Below are 22,548 nucleotides of genomic sequence, written 5' to 3' on the forward strand. Positions count from 1 at the left end.
AAAAAGGCCGTCTGAAATCTATAAGCCTTTGTAGTTAATTGATTATTCCAGCCATGCAAAAAAGTGACCGCCAATGCCACTTTCAGACACTTTCAAGATAAACTTTGCCAATAAAGCCAATATGCGTTAACCTTACGGCTTTCGCACCCATAGCTCAGTTGGAAGAGTGTCAGTTTCCGAAGCTGGAGGTCACAGGTTCGATCCCTGTTGGGTGCGCCAATTATAAAGAGGCCGTCTGAAAGATGAAAATTTTTCAGACGGCCTTTTGATTTACTTCAAATAAAACTACATTCAATTTCAGATTGAACGGCTATTGCAACACTTTGGCAAATGCTTCGGCCACATAATCGATATTCGATGCATTCAATCCTGCCACACACATCCTGCCTGAATCCAGCAGGTAAACGGCAAACTCGTCACGCAGGCGGTGTACCTGCTCTACGGTTAGGCCTGTATAGCTGAACATACCGAGCTGTTTGATGAAATAGCTGAAATCGCGATTGGGAATTTTGGCCGTCAAAACATCATAAAGTTTCTGACGCATGGCACGGATGCGGTCGCGCATGGCGTAAACCTCATTTTCCCATAAAGCGCGTAGCTCCTCGCTATTCATCACATCAGATGCAATGTATGCGCCATGCGCGGCAGGACTGGAATAAATTCGGCGGACGGTAAATTTCAACTGTCCGAACACCAGCTCTGCTTCTTCCTTATTGGGACACACTACACTCAAACCGCCGACGCGTTCGCCATACAGCGACAGGTTTTTCGAAAAAGAGTTGCTGACAAACAAAGGCAGGCCCATTTCGACGGCTTTACGAATCGCATAAGCATCGTTGTCCAAATCCTCGCCGAAACCTTGATAGGCAATATCCATAAACGGAATCAGCTTGTGCGTTTTAACGATGTCCAACACTTCATCCCATTGCGCTTGCGACATATCGACGCCGGTCGGGTTTTGACAGCATGGATGTAAAATCAAGACGCTGTTTTCCGGCAAGGTCTTGAAAAACGCAGTCATTTCTTCAAATTTTACGCCGACGGTTTCAGGGTTGTAATAAGGATACGTCCCCACTTCAAAACCGGCACCTTCAAAAATACCCTTATGGTTGTCCCAAGTCGGGTCGCTGACATAGGCTTTCGCTTCAGGGAACCAACGGTGCAAAAAGTCGGCACCGACTTTCAACGCCCCCGAGCCGCCCAAGGTCTGTATGGTCGCAACGCGCCCTTCTGCCAACGCCGGATTATCCTGCCCAAACAGCAAACGCTGAACCGCGCTTCGGTAAGTGTCCAAACCTTCCATCGGCAGATAAGGCGATGGGCGCGGTACGGCCGCATGCTCTGCTTCTGCCCGGAGGACAGATTCCAAAACCGGCATTTTGCCTTCGCCATCAAAATAAATGCCTATGCTCAAATTGACTTTTTCAGAACGCTCGTCGCGTTTGAAGGTTTCAACCAAACTCAAAATCGGGTCGCCCGGATAATACTCGACATGACGGTACATGGTGCTTCCTTTGTTTTTAGACAGAATGGGGAAGATTGTGGCACTAAAAAGCCTTATTTGCAAAATCAGGCCGTCTGAAAAAATTCAGACGGCCTGATTATTTTTAAACGCTACCAATCTACCCGTTTCAAATCATTTTGCGCCAATACGTCCGCATGCTCGCTGTGGCTTTGATATTCCCTGTCCTGCAAAATGCGGCGGGCGACATAATTCAAATGCAGTTTTGCCGCTTCCGCCGCCTCGGCTGGTTTGGCCTGGACAATGGCTTCAAAAATAGCACTGTGCTGGGCAATCAGCGTCGGGCGCGGGTCTTCGGTTTGATGGATATAGATAATGCCGCTGCGTGTTTGCTGATAAAGCATTTTGAGCAGGCTGCTGGAAAGGTGGCTGAACAGGATATTGTGTGCGGCATCGGCAATGGTTTGATGGAAGCTAACGTCTGCTTCGGCTTGATGCTCCAAATTTCCGCTTTCGCAGGCCGCTTCAAATTTCTGCCGCCAAAAGTCAATCCGTTTCAAGTCGGCGTCAGTCCGTCTTTCGGCGGCCAGTGCCGCCATACAGCCTTCAACGTGACAGCTGAAATCGAAAACGTCGGTTTCCCAGTTGGTATGTTTGCCGAGCAATTCCTGCCAGCTTTGGAGGAAATCTTGTTGCGGTTTGACGGAAACGTAATAGCCATCGCCCTGACGCGCTTCCAAAACCTGCCGCGCAATCAGGATGTTCAGCGCGACCCTGACCGAGGGGCGCGATACGCCGAATTCTTCCGCCAAGGTACGTTCGGGCGGGATTTTGCCGCCTTTTTCGTAAACGCCAGTCGCAATCCGTTCTTCTAATATCGACAATATTTGGTCGCTGATTTTTTGTGGCCGAACCAGTTTTGTCATTGTAATTCCTCTTTTTCTTCATATTTTCCTATGAAGAAGACTCAAATCCGATAATGTGATGCGGCAGGTCGTCTGAAATGGCAATCTGCGTCAAAATTGGCATGACCAAATTGGTGTGCCCAATGTCGCGGTATTCTAATTAACCGGCCATATCCCGTCAATATGGCTTGTTCTACCCGAATATGGTTTAAAACTATATCGGGTTACATTTTTACAATTCATATAATGTTTTGTTTTATTTGAAATTAAATAACAATTTTGCACTTATGTAGCAAGGTTGCTTAAAAAAATAATTGACTGCCATATTAAAGTTTCGTAAAGTGTCCTCCGTTCAAAAAATTGGTTTTACCAATTTAGGAAAGTATATTAGAAAAATATTCGGAGATTTTCCCAATGGAAACTTGGATTCAAAACTATACCGCAGTGGGCGGCAGCCTGTATTTGACGGCAGCCGTCGCCCTCCTGCCCATTATCTTTTTCTTTGTTGCACTGACCGTCTTGAAGCTCAAGGGTTATCAGGCGGGGCTTTATACGCTGCTGATTGCACTTGGCGTTGCCGTATTAGGTTTCGGAATGCCTGCGGGCATGGCGGTTTCTTCCGCGCTGTACGGCTTTGCCTACGGTTTGTGGCCGATTGCATGGATTATCGTTACTGCTGTGTTCCTGTATAAAATTACTGTGAAAACAGGGCAGTTCGACATCATCCGCGCTTCCGTGATTTCGATTACCGAAGACCAACGCCTGCAAATGTTGCTGGTTGGCTTCTCCTTCGGCGCATTCCTCGAAGGTGCGGCAGGCTTCGGCGCGCCGGTGGCGATTACCGCCTCGTTGTTGGTGGGCTTAGGCTTTAACCCGCTCTACGCCGCCGGTTTGTGTTTGATTGCCAATACCGCACCCGTGGCTTTCGGTGCGATGGGTATTCCAATCTTGGTTGCCGGTCAAGTGTCCAACCTCGACCCTTACCACATCGGTCAGGTCGCCGGCCGCCAACTGCCGATCCTGTCGATTATCGTTCCTTTCTGGTTGGTCGCCATGATGGACGGTATGCGCGGCATACGCCAAACTTGGCCTGCCGTATTGGTGGCAGGCGTGTCTTTCGCCACTACCCAGTTCATTACCGCCAACTTCATCGGCCCCGAGTTACCCGACGTGACCTCCGCATTGGTCAGCCTGGTCTGCCTGTCTGCCTTCCTGAAAAAATGGCAGCCTAAAGAAATCTTCACCTTCAACGGCATGAAAAAACCGTCCGAACGCAAAGCGGGCGAATACACTGCCGGGCAAATCATCAAAGCCTGGTCGCCTTTCGCCATCCTGACCGTTTTCGTCAGCGTGTGGACGATTAAGGGTGTTAAAGAGGCTTTGGGCGTTGCCACCATCAAATTCGACTGGCCGATGCTGCACAACTTGGTACAAAAAGCCGCGCCCATCGTCAGCGAACCGACACCATACGCCGCCGTGTTCAAAATTGACCTCCTCGGCGCAGTCGGTACGGCAATCCTGTTTGCTTCCATCGTTTCCGCCGCTTTGCTGAAAATGAAACCCTCCGAAGCCGTCAGCACTTTCTTTGAAACGCTCAAAGAACTGCGCCTGTCCATCCTGTCTATCGGCTTGGTACTTGGCTTTGCATTCGTGGCAAACTATTCAGGCCTGTCGTCCACATTGGCACTCGTCCTCGCCGCCACCGGCACCGTGTTCCCGTTCTTCTCGCCGTTCCTCGGCTGGCTGGGCGTATTCCTGACCGGTTCGGACACCTCCGCCAACGCGCTCTTCGGTTCGCTGCAAGCCAGCACCGCGCATCAAATCAACGTCGTACCCGAGCTGACCGTCGCTGCCAACACCACCGGCGGCGTGACCGGCAAAATGATTTCGCCGCAATCCATCGCCATCGCCTGCGCGGCAGTCGGTCTGGAAGGCAAAGAATCCAACCTGTTCCGCTTCACCGTGAAACACAGCTTGATTTTCTGTACCTTCGTCGGCCTGCTGACCCTGCTGCAAGCTTATGTTTTGCCGTGGACGCTGGTTTTCTTCAACAAATAAGCCAACCGGCTTGAAATAAAAGGTCGTCTGAAATCCAATTTGGGTTTCAGACGACCTTTTTGTCGTTGTGGGCGTGATCGGGTTTACCGTCATTTCCGTTTCGTTTAAACAGTAGGGGAATGCGTGAATCGAAGATGGCTTAAGTTATAGTCAATTAAAAACAAAATGGTACAATACTCAACTTTGAAGGTTTAACCATGGCATACTCTGCGGACTTAAGAAACAAAGCTTTAAACTATTACGAACAATGCAAAAACATCAGCCAAACCGCAGCAACGTTTAACTTGTCAAGAAACACGCTTTACCTGTGGATTCGCCTTAAAAAACAAACAGGCAGCCTAAAACATCAAGTTACCGGTCTAAATGCCGTCAAATTGGATAGGCAAAAACCGGCTCAATATGTTGGGCAACACCAGGATGCCTATCTGCATAAAATCGCCAAACATTTTGATTGTACGCCAGCCGCCGTTTGCTATGCACTCAAACAGATGGGGATGACGCGCAAAAAAAGACCACCACTTACAAAGAACAAGATCCGGCCAAAGTAACGCATTATTTGACACAGCTGGCCGAATTTTCCGACTACCAACGCGTTTATTTGGATGAAACAGGATTTGACCGCTACCTGTTCCGTCCCTATGCCCGCAGCCTGAAAGGGCAAATAGTGAAAGCGCAGATAAGTGGAAAAAGATACCGACGCTTATCTCTGGTGTCCGCACAAGTCGGCAACCGGCTGATTGCTCCGATGGTTTATCAAAATACGATGACCGGAGTCTTTTTTGAAGCGTGGTTTCAGCAATGCCTACGGCCCGCATTGACTCAAAAATCGGTGATTATTTTAGATAATGCGCGATTTCACCGTATGGGTGTCTTACGGGAAATGGCGGAAAAATTGGGACATAAGGTATTGCCTCTTGCACCTTATTCACCTGAGCTCAACCCGATTGAGAAGGTGTGGGCGAATATTAAGCGGTATCTGCGAACCGTATTGTCTGATTACGCCCGATTTGACGATGCGTTACTGTCCTATTTTGATTTTAATTGACTATAATTCAAACACATTCATTTTTATTGATTAACCTCACCAATGTCTTCAAATCAATATTTTGGTATGACCAATCTTAATAAACAACCTATACGCCAAAAATCTGAAAATATTGATTTAGATTAAAATCCCACTGCTTCTATTTCACTAGACTTTATGTATAATACCTAGGTATTAGTTAATATAATTCCTAATAATAGAGAGAAACGATATGAAATACCCACCATTACTTATCTTGCCTATCGTCTTAGCCGTATCCCAAGCATGGGCAGAGACTAACCCTACACCTGAAGAAACGGTTACCCTTTCCCCTGTCACCGTCACCGGCACACAACAAGAAAAAGCCAATCGCGTTACTTTCAACCCCAAAGCTGCTTTGCAACCCCTCCCTGCCGGAGACGGGGCAGACCTTTTACAATCCGTGCCCAACATGAGCATCATCCGCAAAGGCGGCAGCTCGGGCGATCCGCTGTTCCGCGGTTTGGGCGGCTCGCGCCTCTCCGTCAATGCCGATGACCAGTTTATTTATGGCGGTTGCGGTATGCGCATGGACCCGCCGACTGCCTATATCCACCCCAATTCGTTTGATAAAGTTGTCGTTACCAAAGGCCCGCAAACCGTAACCCAAGGCATGGGATTGGTCAGCGGCTCGGTGCAATTTATCCGCAAAGACCCTGATTTCACTGAAAAACCTTACAACGTTAACGCTACCCTGACGGCAGGCAGCAACGACCGTCTTGACGGCTCGTTGGAAGCCGAGTTCGGCGGCAAATACGGCTACGTCCGCAGCAATATTTCCCATAACGAAGCCGACGATTACAAAGACGGCGACGGCAACCGCATTCACTCCAACTTCAAACGTGACAGCCAAATGCTGCAACTGGGCATCACCCCGACCGAAAACACCACCATTGCCGGCACATACGAGCGCAGCAGGGCCAAGGTTGCCTACGCCGACCGCATGATGGACGGCAGCAAATTCGACCGTGATGCATGGAACATCCGCTTTACCCAACGCAACCTTACCCCATGGTTCAGCGAGTTGGAACTGCGCTATGGTAAAAGCGAAATCGACCACGTGATGGACACATACAGCCTGCGTACCATCCGCACCCCTGCCGGTATGCAGATTAAAAATGCCAACAACCCTAAACGCAATACCGATACAGGCCGTCTGAAAGCCACTTTCGACTGGGACAAGCTCAACCTGCAAACCGGTTTGGATTATCTGGACGACGTCCACGTCGCACGCATGGAGCGTGGTGGCGACGGCTACAGCCACAAGCCTTACATGCCCAACCAAAGTTTCAAACAATGGGGTATTTTCACCGAAGCCTCTTGGCAGCAAACCGACAATCAACGCTGGGTAGCAGGTTTGCGCCATGACCAAGTCAAAGCGCATTACGATACCGCGCGCGTGACCAACCCCGTTTTGAAACATCAAAAATTCAATTTGAACTCAGGCTTCCTGCGTTGGGAAAGAAATACGGACAACGGCCTGAAATACTATGCCGGCTTCGGTATTGCCGAACGTGCGCCTGACTACTGGGAACGCCTGCGCTCCGAAAACAAAGCCATCCGCGCAGAGCAAAACCGCCAAATCGATGCTGGTGTAATCTGGAAACGTCCTAACCTACACGCATCTGTATCCGTATTCGGCAGCAACATCAAAGACTTCATCATGATGGAGCGCCAAGGCATGGATTTCAACGTACGCAACATCAACGCTTCACGCTTTGGCGGCGAAGCCGAAGTCAAATGGACATTTGCGCCTAACTGGGAAGTCGGCACCAGCCTCGCCTACACCCACGGCAAAAACCGTACCGACGGCAAACCTTTGGCACAAACGCCGCCGCTCGAGTGGAACAACACCCTCGCCTTTGACAACGGCAAATTCAGCGCGGGCGCATTATGGCGCGTCGTAGCCAAACAAAACCGTTACAGCAAAGGCCAAGGTAATATCGTCGGACAAGACATCGGCGCTTCTTCGGGCTTTGGCGTACTCTCGCTCAACGCTGGTTGGAAATTCAGCAAATACGCCACATTACAAGGTGGCGTGGACAACGTGTTCAACAAAACCTATGCTGAATTCGTCAGCCGCGGCGGCGACCCGTCTGCCGGTACACAAACCATGCGCGTGAACGAACCCGGCCGTACTGCATGGCTGAGACTGCAAGCGAAGTTCTAATCAGCCTCATGCGTATATAAAAAGGCCGTCTGAAAAATTTTCAGACGGCCTTAATATTTTTAATGATGTTTTTAAACAAACAGTCCGGCGAAACAATGCAACGCCGGACTGTTTGCTCTCTATCGGATTAAATCAAACCCAAAGAGTTGATGAACACCACAATAATCGCAATCGGCGCAAGATAGCGAAGCGCACCCAACCACAGGTAAAGCAGCTGTTTCGGAATGGTGCTGCCCATGCCCGCATCACGCAGGACAGACTGTTTGTCCTGAACCCATGATGTAAACACGGCAACGCTCAATGCGCCAATCGGCATGATGACGGCAGAAATAATGAAGTCCCACAAATCAAAAATAGTTTTTCCGAAAATCTTAAAATCGCCCCAAACGCCAAATGACAGCGCCGAAGGAATACCAACTATGAAAATCGCAATACCGGTTACCCAAGCGTGACTGCTGCGCTTTTTCTCGTCTTGGCGGATGGTTGCCGCGATAACGGTTTCCAGCATGGAAAACGCGGAAGTCAGCGTCGCAAAGACAACCAACAGCATAAATACGGCAAACAAATATGTACCCATCGGCATTTTCATGAAGACCGCAGGCAATACGACAAAAATCAAACCAGGGCCCTGGCCGGGCTCGAAACCGAAGGCAAATACCGCAGGGAAAATCACCAAACCGGCCAGTAGCGACACAAATAGGTTCATCCACATAATCATATGGCCGGAGCGGAACATATCCTGATCCTTACCCAAATACGAGGCATAGGTAATCATCGCGGACACGCCGATACTCAACGCAAAAAACGCCTGACCCAAAGCAGTCAGCATTGTGCCCGGTTTCAAATACGACCAATCTGGTTTCAACAAGAATGCCACGCCCTCCATTGCGCCGGGCAAGGTCAGCGAACGGATAGCCAGCGCGATAAAGAGGATAAACAAACCCGGCATCAATACGCGGTTTGCCTTTTCAATGCCGTCTGAAACGCCGCCTTTGACCACCCAAATGGTAATCAGCATGAACAAACCTTGGTAAAACAGCGAGCCAAACGGTGAAGAAATCGTATTTTCAAACAGGGCCTTAAAGTCTGCGCCAACGTGAATTTCGCCGGTAAAACTGTGTACCACATAGTTCAATACCCAGCCGCCGACCACGCTGTAAAACGACAGCAAGATAAAACAAGCGGCCACGCCCATGCGGCCAACCCACGGCCACTGCGAACCGGGGCGCAATACTTTGAAGGAGTCGATGGCGTTTTTACCGCCCGTGCGGCCGATGTAAAACTCGGCCAGTTGAACCGGTAAAGCCACCAAAATGGTGAAAATCAAAAACAAAAGAAAAAATACGGCGCCGCCGTTGGTACCGGCCGTATAAGGGAATTTCCAAATTGCACCCAAACCGATGGCCGAGCCTGCCGCAGCAAGCACAAAGCCGATTTTGGATGACCAAGATGAATGGTTGCTCATGATGTAATATTAAGAAACGTGAAGATGCCGAATTGTAACAGGGTGAAGTCAAGCCGTGAGTGGCTGCCAGACTGCTGATAAGCAATTCGCACGGATGGTGCGTACTTACCAGGCAAATTAGCATGAATTTTTTATAATTAAACTTTTAATAGCATAAATTTTATTTTTATATTTTAAATTTGACGGTTTATTTTAAAAATAAGCATATAAAAGGCCGTCTGAAACCTTGTTTTCCAAGTTTCAGACGGCCTTTATCCTTAAGCCGCTTTATTTTTTCATGGCATCAGTCAAAACTTTGACATTGTAGCGGTACATGCCGATGTAGCTGTTGGCCGGTGCGCCACCCAATGCATCAGAATACAAACGTCCGCTGACATTGACACCGGTTTCTTTGGCAATACGGTCAATCATGCGCGTGTCTTTGATGTTTTCAGTAAAGACGGCTTTAATGCCCTCGCGTTTGATTTGGCGGATAATGGAAGCCACTTGTTTGGCAGATGGCTCGGCTTCGCTGCTCACGCCTTGAGGGGCGATGAATTCAATATTGTAGCGTTTGCCCATGTAAGAGAACGCGTCGTGTCCGGTCAAAACTTTACGCTTGGCGGCAGGTACGGCATTAAAGGCAGCCTGCGCATCGCTGTGCAGTTTTTTCAGCTGCATTTGATAGTTGCCCAAACGTTGCTGATAGTAGGTTTTGCCTTCAGGGTCGGCTTGAATCAGCGCATTGGCAACGTTTTGAGCATAAGTGCCCATTAGGACGGGATCGGTCCAAACGTGTGGGTCAAACTCGCCGTGATCGTGATGATGGCCTTCATGATCGTGGTCATGATGATGGCCACCCTCTTCTGCTTTCAAAGCCTGAATGCCTTTGGTCGCTTCGGCGAAAGGAACTTTACTCTGTTTGACTGCACGCTGTACATCGGCGGCTTCCAAGCCCAAACCGTTAAGCAATACCAATTTGGCACTGCGGATTTTTTTGATGTCGCCACTGGTCATGTGGTAGGCATGGCTGTCTTGGTTTGCGCCCACCAAGCTTTGAACAACAATACGTTCACCGCCAATCTGTTTGGCCACGTCGCCCAAAATGCTGAAGCTGGTGACAACAGGCAGCGGAGCGGCATAAGCTGCACCGGTCAATAATGCGGCAACGATGCCGAGTTTCCAATGTTTCATATTCTCTCCAGTGATATAACGTAACATTAACATCATCATAAGACAGACCGCCTGATTATTCAAGCGGCCGTCTGAAAAATCATGCCGTGCGGTGTTTCTTGCGGCGCAGCCATTTTGCCAAAATGCCGCCTTCCCAACCGAACACGACGGAAATCAGATAAAGCGTGCCGCAGCATAAAATAATCGCCGGGCCGGACGGGATTTCGATATGGTAGGAAAACAACAGCCCTGCCAAGCCGCAAAGCAAAGCCAATGCGACAGACAAAATCATCAGCCAACCCATGCTTTTTGCCCACAGTCTGGCGGTAATCGCCGGCAACATCATCAAGCCGACTGACATCAGCGTACCCAATGCCTGAAAACCGGCAACCAGATTCATCACGACCAGCACCAAAAACAACACATGCCAAAAGCCGCCCTTGCCGCCGACAGCCTTGAGGAACAAAGGGTCTATGCTTTCCAACACCAGCGGACGGAACATGACCGCCATCAGCAAAATAGTGACGCTCGCAGAAACGGCAATCAGCTGCAAAGCCGGAATATCCACTGCCAATACCGAGCCAAACAACAAATGCAGCAAATCCACGCTGCTGCCGTTTTTGCTGACCAAAACCACACCGATGGCGAGGCTGCTCAAATAAAATGCGGCAAAGTTTGCGTCTTCTTTCAATGAAGTAAACCGGCTGACCAAACCTGCCAGCAAAGCCATCAGCAAACCGGCCGCAAAACCGCCGACGCTCATCGCAGGCAAACTCAAACCGGCAAACATATAGCCAATGGCCGCACCGGGTAAAACCGCATGGCTCAAGGCATCGCCCACCAAACTCATGCGGCGCATCACCAAAAATACACCGACAGGCGCCGCGCTCAATGCCAGGCAGAAAATCGACGCTAGGGCATAGCGCATAAAGTCAAATTCGGCGAACGGCGCGACGACCAAATCATATAAATCCATGTTTTATCGCTTTTTTATTAATCTCTGAAAGCCTTAGTCCGTCTGAAAAATACTAACTTTCAGACGGCCTTGTCCATTAAACCGCGCACCAATCGGCCGCTTCCTGTTTCTGCATCATTCGATTGGCCTGCGCCAAAAATTCATCGGTCAACACATTTTCCGTCGCACCGGCAGTCACTTTTTCACGCGCCAAAAGCAGCGTGTTGGCAAAATATGCCCTCACCTGCTCGTAATCATGCAACACGGCAATCACTGCCTGACCGTCCTGATGGCACTGGCGCAAAACTTCCAACAGCGCATAAGTCGTCCGCGCGTCCACCGCATTAAACGGCTCATCCAGCAACAAAAATTTGGCATCCTGCACCAGCATCCGTGCAAACAATACGCGTTGGAACTGACCATTGGACAAGTGCGCGATTTGGCGCGTGGCAAAATCCTGCATTTCTACGCGTTCCAAAGCCGCCATCACACGCTTTTTCTGCGCCGCGTTCACACGCCCGAAAAAGCCGATTTCATACCACAGCCCCATCGCCGCCAGTTCAAACACTGTCATCGGCTGGCTGCGATCAATATCCGACTGCTGCGGCAGATAGGCAATGTCCTTGCGCGCCATATTTTCATAGCGCACGCTACCCGTGTCCGTCTTCTGCAAGCCCATAATGGCTTTGAGCAAAGTCGATTTACCCGCGCCGTTCGGCCCGAAAATCGTCCACATTTTGCCATCTTCAAACACCATATCGACATGGTGCACCACCGGCCTGCGCTGATAGCTGACCGTCAGATTTTCCACCACGATACTCATGGCGACACCGCCCAAAAATATACAGCCCACAACGCCGCCAATGCGGCAAGCGCAATCAGCAGCCTTTGCAGCAATCCGGTCAACAATACAGAATTCATAAGCCTAAAACCGCCCTTGCCCGAATACGGACAACAGGCCGTCTGAAAGAAAATTAAAACATTAAAATGATACTGTATAACGTTAACCCTGTAAATTTCTTTCGTTTTCAGACGGCATCGGGCAAAAGGCCGAATATCGGTTACAATCCATTTTTTATTTGATGATTGCCCTATGTCTATTCCACTCTTAAACGAAAAACTCAATACCGAAACTGCCCGCATTTCATGGGAAGAGCTGCAACCCCACTTCGCACGCGGTGCCGCCGTCTATGTTGCGCCCGATTTGGATTTGATTGCCGTCGCCCGTCATGTTGCCGAAGATGAAGCCGCGCCATTGAAACAATGGATGGAACAAGGCAAATTCGGTGCCGTCAGCGATGATATGGCGCGCACATTTTTAGCGGATAAGCAAGAAATGTGGGCGGTCGTTGTAGCGCCGTGGGTATTGGTACAGCCTTGCAAAGACTGATAAGGTCGTCTGAAAAATGAAAAACCGGAACATTTCGCATGTTCCGGTTTTTCATTTTTCAGACGACCTATTGCAAAGTAAAGCCTGCTTTGAATTCAAGCTTCGGCACCCCGATAACGAAACGTTTGCCGATGCTGTCTTCAAACTCATACGCGCCTTCGATACTGCCCCAAGGCGTGCTGATTTGCGAACCGCTGTTGTACTCATAGGCTTCGCCCGGGTACAAAACAGGTTGCTCTTCAATCAAGCCGGCATGACCAACCTGCTCTGTCTCACCGTGTCCGTCGGTGATTTCCCAAAAACGCTGACGCAAAGTAATGATTTCATCACTGCGGTTGCAGATGGTGATCAGATAATTGAAGGCGTAACGGTCGCGATAGACGTCACTCTGACCGGCCATATAACGCGGCTCCACGTTAATCTCGATTTCATTCATAATTGTTTACCCCGTATGGTATTTATTTTATTTCAATCCGGATAATTCCGGCGTATCCGCCCTATTTTTGCAAAGGGTCGAAACACTTAAAACGCATCACGCGATCCAATAAAACAGGCCCAAGACCATCAAGGTCATCGCAGCCGCAATCAAATCATCAAGCATAATGCCTAAACCTCCATGAATCCGCCGATCAAACCATTTGATCGGCCATGGTTTCAACGCATCAAACAAGCGGAAAATAACAAAAGCCGCCAGCCACCAGCTCCATTTGAACGGAATCAGCGACAGCACCAGCAGCATCGCGACAATTTCATCCCAGACGATACCGCCGTAATCCTGAATACCCAGTTCCCTCTCGGTATAACCGCAAATGCGGATACCCCAGAAAAACAAGGCGATACACAATAAAAGCAATATCCAGCCGTCTATGCCCAACAGGCACAATACAAAAGCCAGAGGTAATGCTGCCAGCGTTCCGGCCGTACCCGGCGCAATCGGCGACAAGCCGCTGCCGAAACCGAATCCCAAAAAACACAATGGTTTGTGCAACAGCCAAGAAAAAGTAGGTTTACGTTCAGCCAAAATGATCAAATCCTAAAGAAGTCAGTTCCAATACGCCGCCTTCGGCATCCACAATATTCAGACGGCCTGAGTCAGTAATTTTACCAATTCGGGCGACCGGTACGCCACTTTGTTCCGCTGCCTGACAAACGCGTTCCCTATCTTCTGGAGCGGCAGTAAAAATCAGTTCGTAATCATCGCCGCCGGCCAATACTGCCGACAACCATTGTTCGCGCGACAACACATTTTTCAATTCAGGCAACGACGGCACACAATCGGCAAATATTTCCGCCCCGACAGCAGAGGCTTTCAAAATATGCCCCACATCTTGAGCCAGGCCGTCTGAAATATCTTGCGCGGCATGGGCAAACGGCAACAATGCCTGACCCAATGAAACGCGCGGCTCTGGACGGAGTAATTTATCATCGCAAACCGCCATGATTTCAGACGGCAATTGATAATGTCCCAGATGTTTGTTCAAAGCAGCGGCAGCCAAACCCAACCGACCCGATACCCAAATATCGTCGCCGACTTCGGCCGCATCACGCCGCAGGGCACGCCCTATCGGAACTTCACCTACTATCGTTACATTAAAGACCAAATCGCCTTTAGTGGTATCGCCACCAATCAACACCGTATCAAAACGCGTGGCCAAAGCAAAAAAGCTATCGCAAAAGCGTTTGAGCCAGTCTTGATTCAATTCAGGTAGCGCAGCACTGAGCAACACCCAACGCGGCTTGGCACCCATAGCGGCCATATCGGATAAATTTACTGCAAGCATTTTCCATGCCAAATCTTCAGGCGAAACATCTTCAAAAAAATGTCTGCCTTTGACCAACATATCAGCGCTAAAACATAAATCAAATCCGTTACTTGGGCGAATAATAGCGGCATCGTCCCCTATGCCCAAAATCAGACCTTCCGATTTTTGTCGCTGCAAATATTGTCTGATAAAGTCAAATTCCGTCATATTTATCCAATACAACTATAACTTAGATTACTATATCTAATTTTGTGCCAGCCTGATGAGTGCCTATTAACACGTCAAACATCAAACTTTCATATTATTAGATATAAAACTCAATAAGTTAAAGGCCGTCTGAAGATACAGATTTCAGACGGCCTCATGTTTTCAAACCACTCTGAGCAGGTATATTTACAGATAGACGATTTCGCCTGTCCGCCCCCTGCTCTCTCGGCTTGCCCACCAAATAAATTGCGGCAGGACATCTTCGTAGTTTTTACGTTCGCTTTTCGATTCGCCCGGATGAGATTTGATACGTTGCGGCGAATTGATGGCGCCCGGCACCAAAACATTGGCACGCAGGTTGTCAAAACGTTCCCACTCATCCGCGGCCACTTTACACAAATAATTGAGCGCGGCTTTGGAGGCACCGAAACCGCCCCAATAGGCCTGCGGTTTCTCACCGTGGCTTTCGCCGACAAAAATCACAGAAGCGTCTCCGGATTGCTTCAACAATGGGAACAGCGCACGGGTCAAGCCCATAGGCGCAACGGTATTGATGCGGTATTGGTTGACCCATTCCGATACGGTTTGGAAGTCCAATGGCGACAAGGCATAGAAATAGCTGGCGCAATGCACCACGCCATCCAATTTTCCGCCGGTTGCTTCATCAATAGTTTCCGCGAATTGCTTAAACTCTTTCTCCTCCGCGCTCATTAAATCAAAGCAGATGGCAAACGGCTCAGGGCTGCCCGCAGCCACAATGGCATCATATACTTTTTCCAAACGCTTTTGATGACGCGCCACCAAAATGACAGTCGCTCCCGCAGTCGCATAAGCTTTGGCAACCTGCTCACCCAAGCCTTGGGATGCGCCGGTAATCAAGATCGTTTTGTTCGCTAATGTCGTCATGACTTTTCCTTGAACTTTATGGTTTCGGATATTGTATCGGCTTGGTAAGTTTTGTAAAGTCAAAAAGGCCGTCTGAACATTCAGACGGCCTCCGTTTATTCAACCTGTAAATCCAGCATAAGCTTTTCAGCCGCTGCAAAGCCAGACTGAACCGCAGCCTCCAATGTTGCCGGATAGCGCGGATGGAGATAGTCGCCGGCCGGATAAATACGGCGATGGTGCAACCATGAGAAATCTGGTTGTACAAAATCAACCGTTGCCGCCGTAGTCGCGCGTTTTTCCGTAATAATGCGTACGGCTTCAGGCTTGCCCAAATCCGGACAAACCCGCTTAATATCCGCATGAATTTTCTCGGCCAAATCTTTATCCTTCCAAGCCTCGGTGCAATCGGAAACGCTGATGACAACTGCGACTTCATTGTCTGGTAAACCCAACGCCCCCCGATGTAACACCCATTGCGCTGTACCATCGGCAAATCCGGTTAAAGGTGCAGGCAGTTTGACTGCTTGGGCATAACGCAAATAAACCGTGGTAATCGCATGATAGTGCAACGATTGATAGGCCGTCTGAATATAGTCAGGCGTATCTTCAGGCAAAAGCGCGTCAACATGATATGGCGCAACAGCCAAAACAACCGCATCAAATACTTCGCCATTGATTTCAATTCGGCCATCGATATGATGGTTTAAATGGGAAACACGAGTTTCAAGATGTATCTTTGCACCATGCTTGTGTAGAAAATCCAAAGCCGGTTCGGCTACGATCCGCCCTAAATCCTGCTTAGGCAAAAGATAATCGCTGTTCGCCTTTTCAGACCACACGCCATCATTCAATACATTGCATAAAATGCGTAACGATGCCTGTTCTAACGGCGTATTTAAAGCACCCCAAACCAAAGGTTGCCAAAATTGGCCAAGCAGACTGCGGGGAACATTTCGTGTTCTCAACCACTTTGCAACCGTCAAATCGGTTTTATGATGAGTTGCCCAACGTTGCAATGCCGACATATCCGACAGCAATTTGATTTTCAATGAAAAAGAAAGATTTTTCGCACGTAGGATGCCGACAAGCAAATGCCAAGGCGCAGGCAGAGAGGCCGTCTGAAACTGTAATCCTTCATGGATGTACCATTGCAAAGGCTGGCGTAAAAAGGCTGACTCGGGTTTAACACCAATATGTTGCATCAAAGTTTGAACACCATGATACGCACCCAATAAGATATGCTGCCCATTATCCAAAAAGCTGAATCCATCATCTTTCCCGGACAAGGCACGCGCCCTACCGCCAGCCTGTCTCCCGGCCTCAAACAAAGAAATATCAGCTCGATGAATCAGAGAGACCGCCGCAGACAAACCTGCCCAACCGGCACCAATCACAGCAATTTTTGGACGCTTAGTATTCATGGTTTAAATCCAAACAGCCAAGTTTTCAAAGCAATACGTTTTTTACGGGGAGAAGGAATCGCAATTTTATAAGTCAAAACATTTTGCGCACCATCACGGTCAATTTCATTCAACAACGCATAATAAATAGCCGCCATAATCAGGCCGACTTTTTGCGATTTCTTATCCTCAGCCGGCAAAAGCAACTTCGCTTCACGATAAGTTTCACGCGCCCTATTCACTTGAAATTGCATCAATTTTGCAAAATTGTCTGTCGGTTTGCACTGCATAATCACGTTGGCAGGCACGTCAAACTTCTGCATTTCCTCTATCGGCAGATAAATTCTTCCCTGTCGCGCATCTTCGCCCACATCGCGAATAATGTTCGTCAACTGCAAAGCCAAGCCCATTTTGTCCGCATATTCTAAAGTTTTCGGATTGGAAAAACCTAAAATCCGCGCAATAAGACGCCCTACTACCCCTGCAACACGGTGGCAATATAGCTTTAATTCATCGAAACTACCATAACGGGCCTGCTCCAAATCCATCTGCATGCCATCAATCAAAGCTTCAAATTCATTCTTCGGCAAATCAAAATTTGCCCGAATATCTTTTAAAGCTTGATGAACGGGATGCTCAGGCATCTCATTATTAAAGACTTTCTCCAAATCACTGCGCCACCAATTCAAAGTTATCTGAGCTACATTTGGATCGGTACAGCCATCAACCACATCATCTAGTTCGCGACAAAAAGCATATAAAACAGTAATTGCATTCCGTTTTTCTACTGATAAAAAACGAAAGCCGGATAAAAAACTGGAATGGCTTTCTGCAGCCTTTTGATGACAATAATCCAAAGCAAGCACTGTGTATCCTAAAAATATCGTTATAAATAATTAGTAGGGATTTTATCTGTATTTAAAAAAGTACGCCAATATCAAAAACTCATCTTACAACAAGGCCGTCTGAAAGCTATTCTTAAGTATCTTTCAGACGGCCTAATATCCACCATTGCCAATATCGAAACCAACAGCAGCACCACCAACAGCTGTACCAATGAGTAGCCCCTCTGCACAGTTGCCCCATTCCGTTTTCCGTCAAATGCTTTTAAGTACATATCTTTCTTCCCTTTATCTTTTATATCTCTATCCAACAAGAGGCGCCCTATCCGTTTATCCCTTCCCCCAATGTAAAGTCTCCACTGGTTCAAGTTTTATTCCCACCCCCAAACAAAGCCGCCCTGTGGCCCAACCGACAAACGGTTCGGCCGCAGGGCGGCATATAGGCAGAGTCCGGCTTATTTTTTCACGGCAGGCTGTGCAGCCTTAGGCGCGGCAGAAGAAACCGTCGCCTCCGCCTTTAACTTGTTCAGCACCGCATCACCGATGCCCTTCACGTTTTTCAGCTCCTCCACCGATTTGAACGCACCGTTCTTCTGACGGTATTCCACAATCGATTTCGCCTTAGCCGGACCGATACCCGGCAATGCCTCCAGTTCGGCAGAAGATGCGGTATTGATGTTCACGGCGGCCAAAGAGAATGCTGCACAGACGGCGGCAAATGCACCAAATAAAAATTTCTTCATCAGATTTTTTCCCATAACATATTTGATTGAATCAGTCAGGAAGTCTACCGAATGGTTTTATTCCACTCTGTAAACACTGTCACATACGCAGATAGGGCAACAGCCCATACCCGCATAAATGCTTACGCCATATTAACGCAAATATCGTTTGATTTCAAATATTCTAAACAGTTAACCGTAACTTTCGGTACTTTTGTACAAGAATAACAACAGGGTAAATATTTCCGATTCCAATACCAAGATGCACGAATACTCCATAAACACCGGCACATCACTATCCCAATGTTTGATCCCAACACCTGTTATCCCAATTCTGCCGCTAAACCAACAGAAACAACAGGCATGTAAAAAGCCCCCGACATCAGTCGAGGGCTTCGGAATGGGTGTTTGGCGGTGACCTACTTTCACATGGAAGAACCACACTATCATCGGCGCTGAGTCGTTTCACGGTCCTGTTCGGGATGGGAAGGCGTGGGACCAACTCGCTATGGCCGCCAAACTTAAACTGTTACAAATCGGTAAAGCCTTAATCAATTATTTGGTGATGACTGAATCAGTCAGTAAGCTTTTATCTTTTGAAGTTCTTCAAATGATAGAGTCAAGCCTCACGAGCAATTAGTATGGGTTAGCTTCACGCGTTACCGCGCTTCCACACCCCACCTATCAACGTCCTGGTCTCGAACGACTCTTTAGTGTGGTTAAACCACAAGGGAAGTCTCATCTTCAGGCGAGTTTCGCGCTTAGATGCTTTCAGCGCTTATCTCTTCCGAACTTAGCTACCCGGCTATGCAACTGGCGTTACAACCGGTACACCAGAGGTTCGTCCACTCCGGTCCTCTCGTACTAGGAGCAGCCCCCGTCAAACTTCCAACGCCCACTGCAGATAGGGACCAAACTGTCTCACGACGTTTTAAACCCAGCTCACGTACCACTTTAAATGGCGAACAGCCATACCCTTGGGACCGACTACAGCCCCAGGATGTGATGAGCCGACATCGAGGTGCCAAACTCCGCCGTCGATATGAACTCTTGGGCGGAATCAGCCTGTTATCCCCGGAGTACCTTTTATCCGTTGAGCGATGGCCCTTCCATACAGAACCACCGGATCACTATGTCCTGCTTTCGCACCTGCTCGACTTGTCGGTCTCGCAGTTAAGCTACCTTTTGCCATTGCACTATCAGTCCGATTTCCGACCGGACCTAGGTAACCTTCGAACTCCTCCGTTACTCTTTGGGAGGAGACCGCCCCAGTCAAACTGCCTACCATGCACGGTCCCCGACCCGGATTACGGGTCTGGGTTAGAACCTCAAAGACACCAGGGTGGTATTTCAAGGACGGCTCCACAGAGACTGGCGTCTCTGCTTCAAAGCCTCCCACCTATCCTACACAAGTGACTTCAAAGTCCAATGCAAAGCTACAGTAAAGGTTCACGGGGTCTTTCCGTCTAGCAGCGGGTAGATTGCATCTTCACAACCACTTCAACTTCGCTGAGTCTCAGGAGGAGACAGTGTGGCCATCGTTACGCCATTCGTGCGGGTCGGAACTTACCCGACAAGGAATTTCGCTACCTTAGGACCGTTATAGTTACGGCCGCCGTTTACTGGGGCTTCGATCCGATGCTTGCACATCTTCAATTAACCTTCCAGCACCGGGCAGGCGTCACACCCTATACGTCCACTTTCGTGTTAGCAGAGTGCTGTGTTTTTAATAAACAGTCGCAGCCACCTATTCTCTGCGACCCTCCAGGGCTTACGGAGCAAGTCCTTAACCTTAGAGGGCATACCTTCTCCCGAAGTTACGGTATCAATTTGCCGAGTTCCTTCTCCTGAGTTCTCTCAAGCGCCTTAGAATTCTCATCCTGCCCACCTGTGTCGGTTTGCGGTACGGTTCAATTCAAACTGAAGCTTAGTGGCTTTTCCTGGAAGCGTGGTATTGGTTACTTCATGTCCGTAGACACTCGTCATCACTTCTCGGTGTTAAGAAGACCCGGATTTGCCTAAGTCTTCCACCTACCGGCTTAAACAAGCTATTCCAACAGCTTGCTAACCTAACCTTCTCCGTCCCCACATCGCATTTGAATCAAGTACAGGAATATTAACCTGTTTCCCATCGACTACGCATTTCTGCCTCGCCTTAGGGGCCGACTCACCCTACGCCGATGAACGTTGCGTAGGAAACCTTGGGCTTTCGGCGAGCGGGCTTTTCACCCGCTTTATCGCTACTCATGTCAACATTCGCACTTCTGATACCTCCAGTACACTTTACAATGCACCTTCATCGGCCTACAGAACGCTCCCCTACCATGCCAGTAAACTGGCATCCGCAGCTTCGGTTATAGATTTGAGCCCCGTTACATCTTCCGCGCAGGACGACTCGACCAGTGAGCTATTACGCTTTCTTTAAATGATGGCTGCTTCTAAGCCAACATCCTGGCTGTCTGGGCCTTCCCACTTCGTTTACCACTTAATCTATCATTTGGGACCTTAGCTGGCGGTCTGGGTTGTTTCCCTCTTGACAACGGACGTTAGCACCCGCTGTCTGTCTCCCGAGGAACCACTTGATGGTATTCTTAGTTTGCCATGGGTTGGTAAGTTGCAATAACCCCCTAGCCATAACAGTGCTTTACCCCCATCAGTGTCTTGCTCGAGGCACTACCTAAATAGTTTTCGGGGAGAACCAGCTATCTCCGAGTTTGTTTAGCCTTTCACCCCTATCCACAGCTCATCCCCGCATTTTGCAACATGCGTGGGTTCGGTCCTCCAGTACCTGTTACGGCACCTTCAACCTGGCCATGGATAGATCACTCGGTTTCGGGTCTACACCCAGCAACTGTTCGCCCTATTAAGACTCGGTTTCCCTACGCCTCCCCTATTCGGTTAAGCTCGCTACTGAATGTAAGTCGTTGACCCATTATACAAAAGGTACGCAGTCACACCACAAGGGTGCTCCCACTGTTTGTATGCATCAGGTTTCAGGTTCTATTTCACTCCCCTCCCGGGGTTCTTTTCGCCTTTCCCTCACGGTACTGGTTCACTATCGGTCGATGATGAGTATTTAGCCTTGGAGGATGGTCCCCCCATATTCAGACAGGATTTCACGTGTCCCGCCCTACTTTTCGTACGCTTAGTACCACTATTGAGATTTCGAATACGGGACTATCACCCACTATGGTCAAGCTTCCCAGCTTGTTCTTCTATCTCGACAGTTATTACGTACAGGCTCCTCCGCGTTCGCTCGCCACTACTTGCGGAATCTCGGTTGATTTCTTTTCCTCCGGGTACTTAGATGGTTCAGTTCTCCGGGTTCGCTTCGCTTATCCTATGTATTCAGATAAGGATACCTCCTAAGAGGTGGGTTTCCCCATTCGGACATCGCGGGATCATAGCTTTATTGCCAGCTCCCCCACGCTTTTCGCAGGCTTACACGTCCTTCGTCGCCTATCATCGCCAAGGCATCCACCTGATGCACTTATTCACTTGACTCTATCATTTCAAGAACCTCTTTGACTTCGTTTGCCTACCCGTTGACTAGGGAAATAAACTTGAAATTCCTACTTTGATAAAGCTTTCTGCTTTGTTGTGTCTTAATCCTGCCTTTTGTGTTTCAGGATTAAGTCGATACAATCATCACCCAAATACTGTGTTTGTTTCCTTTTCTCTTGCGAGAGATTTTTCATCCTTTGCAAAGAACAAAAAATCAAAACAAACTCATTGTCTTTGTTTGTTGATTTCGGCTTTCCAATTTGTTAAAGATCGATGCGTCGATATTTCACTTCGCAAATCAAAATAAGCTGCTAAGTATAGCAGGCTTCCTTTGATTTGTAAAGTTCTTGGTGGAGGCAAACGGGATCGAACCGATGACCCCCTGCTTGCAAAGCAGGTGCTCTACCAACTGAGCTATGCCCCCGTTCTTGGTGGGTCTGGGAGGACTTGAACCTCCGACCCCACGCTTATCAAGCGTGTGCTCTAACCAGCTGAGCTACAAACCCGGATTCTCTTCTTAAGCGAATCTTGTCTTCACTCAAGCTTTTCTCTTCCGCATCTTTTACAGTTTACCGATAAGTGTGAATGCATCAGACCTCTTC

17 protein-coding genes, 3 tRNA genes and 2 rRNA genes are annotated in these 22,548 nt (G+C 48.7%); 5 read left to right on the top strand and 17 right to left on the bottom strand.

The features are described 5' to 3' along the window. The first annotated feature begins 143 nt into the window (after positions 1-143). Positions 144-219, top strand: a tRNA-Arg gene (locus LPB400_RS09375). A gap of 91 nt (positions 220-310) precedes the next feature. On the opposite strand, the gene LPB400_RS09380 is transcribed toward LPB400_RS09375, so the two are convergent. After that, the gene (locus LPB400_RS09380; RefSeq protein ID WP_070460983.1) at positions 311-1,504 is read right to left on the bottom strand and encodes an aromatic amino acid transaminase; all 1,194 of its coding nucleotides are present in this window, start codon (positions 1,502-1,504) and stop codon (positions 311-313) included. Between the two features lie 110 nt (positions 1,505-1,614). Next, positions 1,615-2,388: a FadR/GntR family transcriptional regulator gene (locus LPB400_RS09385; protein ID WP_070461657.1), complete on the bottom strand. Its 774-nt coding sequence runs from the start codon at positions 2,386-2,388 to the stop codon at positions 1,615-1,617. A gap of 393 nt (positions 2,389-2,781) precedes the next feature. Between LPB400_RS09385 and LPB400_RS09390 the strand changes: the two genes are divergently transcribed. The 3 genes from LPB400_RS09390 to LPB400_RS09400 all read left to right on the top strand — a co-directional run bounded on the left by LPB400_RS09390 (position 2,782) and on the right by LPB400_RS09400 (position 7,658). Beyond that, on the top strand, positions 2,782-4,425 hold the full coding sequence (locus tag LPB400_RS09390; RefSeq protein ID WP_070461656.1) for a lactate permease LctP family transporter: 1,644 nt from the start codon (positions 2,782-2,784) through the stop codon (positions 4,423-4,425). 197 nt (positions 4,426-4,622) lie between these two features. Next, positions 4,623-5,470 (top strand): IS630 family transposase gene (locus tag LPB400_RS09395; protein ID WP_107769225.1). Its coding sequence is split into 2 segments (ribosomal slippage): positions 4,623-4,938 and positions 4,938-5,470, totalling 849 coding nucleotides; the frame shifts between segments, so codons are not numbered across the junction. Between the two features lie 211 nt (positions 5,471-5,681). After that, positions 5,682-7,658 (top strand): TonB-dependent copper receptor, encoded by a 1,977-nt coding sequence (locus LPB400_RS09400; protein ID WP_107769224.1) that lies wholly within the window; start codon positions 5,682-5,684, stop codon positions 7,656-7,658. A gap of 127 nt (positions 7,659-7,785) precedes the next feature. Here LPB400_RS09400 and LPB400_RS09405 read toward each other — a convergent pair whose 3' ends face one another. The 4 genes from LPB400_RS09405 to LPB400_RS09420 all read right to left on the bottom strand — a co-directional run bounded on the left by LPB400_RS09405 (position 7,786) and on the right by LPB400_RS09420 (position 12,053). Beyond that, complete coding sequence (locus LPB400_RS09405; RefSeq protein ID WP_107792006.1) at positions 7,786-9,123, bottom strand: sodium-dependent transporter; 1,338 nt, start codon at positions 9,121-9,123, stop codon at positions 7,786-7,788. A 267-nt stretch (positions 9,124-9,390) separates the two neighbouring features. Further along, a complete protein-coding gene (locus LPB400_RS09410; protein WP_107769222.1) occupies positions 9,391-10,296 on the bottom strand; it encodes a metal ABC transporter solute-binding protein, Zn/Mn family in 906 nt (301 codons plus the stop codon). A gap of 79 nt (positions 10,297-10,375) precedes the next feature. Next, positions 10,376-11,251, bottom strand: coding sequence for a metal ABC transporter permease (locus LPB400_RS09415; RefSeq protein WP_003685375.1), 876 nt, complete (start codon positions 11,249-11,251; stop codon positions 10,376-10,378). A gap of 76 nt (positions 11,252-11,327) precedes the next feature. Continuing rightward, positions 11,328-12,053: a metal ABC transporter ATP-binding protein gene (locus LPB400_RS09420; protein WP_070607635.1), complete on the bottom strand. Its 726-nt coding sequence runs from the start codon at positions 12,051-12,053 to the stop codon at positions 11,328-11,330. A 270-nt stretch (positions 12,054-12,323) separates the two neighbouring features. Between LPB400_RS09420 and LPB400_RS09430 the strand changes: the two genes are divergently transcribed. Next, entirely contained in the window at positions 12,324-12,620 is a 297-nt protein-coding gene (locus LPB400_RS09430) for a DUF2288 domain-containing protein (protein ID WP_049323125.1), read from the top strand. A gap of 67 nt (positions 12,621-12,687) precedes the next feature. On the opposite strand, the gene apaG is transcribed toward LPB400_RS09430, so the two are convergent. From apaG to LPB400_RS09485, 11 genes are all read right to left on the bottom strand, one after another. Beyond that, positions 12,688-13,056, bottom strand: coding sequence for a Co2+/Mg2+ efflux protein ApaG (gene apaG / locus LPB400_RS09435; protein ID WP_003682575.1), 369 nt, complete (start codon positions 13,054-13,056; stop codon positions 12,688-12,690). A gap of 96 nt (positions 13,057-13,152) precedes the next feature. Continuing rightward, positions 13,153-13,641, bottom strand: coding sequence for a phosphatidylglycerophosphatase A family protein (locus LPB400_RS09440; protein ID WP_070461658.1), 489 nt, complete (start codon positions 13,639-13,641; stop codon positions 13,153-13,155). Next, complete coding sequence (thiL, locus tag LPB400_RS09445; protein WP_107769220.1) at positions 13,634-14,590, bottom strand: thiamine-phosphate kinase; 957 nt, start codon at positions 14,588-14,590, stop codon at positions 13,634-13,636. Before thiL ends, LPB400_RS09440 begins: the two co-directional genes overlap by 8 nt. Positions 14,591-14,776: 186 nt before the next feature. After that, positions 14,777-15,496 (bottom strand): SDR family oxidoreductase, encoded by a 720-nt coding sequence (locus LPB400_RS09450; protein ID WP_070461648.1) that lies wholly within the window; start codon positions 15,494-15,496, stop codon positions 14,777-14,779. A 95-nt stretch (positions 15,497-15,591) separates the two neighbouring features. Then, positions 15,592-16,899 carry a hydroxysqualene dehydroxylase HpnE gene (gene hpnE, locus LPB400_RS09455; RefSeq protein ID WP_107769219.1) on the bottom strand — a complete coding sequence of 436 codons (1,308 nt, stop codon included), beginning with the start codon at positions 16,897-16,899 and terminating at the stop codon, positions 15,592-15,594. Next, positions 16,896-17,744, bottom strand: coding sequence for a presqualene diphosphate synthase HpnD (hpnD, locus tag LPB400_RS09460; protein ID WP_107769218.1), 849 nt, complete (start codon positions 17,742-17,744; stop codon positions 16,896-16,898). Before hpnD ends, hpnE begins: the two co-directional genes overlap by 4 nt. Positions 17,745-18,175: 431 nt before the next feature. Next, the gene (locus tag LPB400_RS09465) at positions 18,176-18,463 is read right to left on the bottom strand and encodes a ComEA family DNA-binding protein (protein ID WP_036472233.1); all 288 of its coding nucleotides are present in this window, start codon (positions 18,461-18,463) and stop codon (positions 18,176-18,178) included. Positions 18,464-18,848: 385 nt separating this feature from the next. After that, positions 18,849-18,962 (bottom strand): 5S ribosomal RNA (gene rrf, locus LPB400_RS09470). A gap of 95 nt (positions 18,963-19,057) precedes the next feature. After that, a 23S ribosomal RNA gene (locus LPB400_RS09475) occupies positions 19,058-21,946 on the bottom strand. Positions 21,947-22,294: 348 nt separating this feature from the next. Then, a tRNA-Ala gene (locus LPB400_RS09480) sits at positions 22,295-22,370 on the bottom strand. 5 nt (positions 22,371-22,375) lie between these two features. After that, positions 22,376-22,452 (bottom strand) — tRNA-Ile (locus LPB400_RS09485). Positions 22,453-22,548: the final 96 nt, after the last annotated feature.

This window comes from Neisseria perflava (assembly GCF_019334725.1).
GTDB classification, from domain to species: domain Bacteria; phylum Pseudomonadota; class Gammaproteobacteria; order Burkholderiales; family Neisseriaceae; genus Neisseria; species Neisseria subflava_A.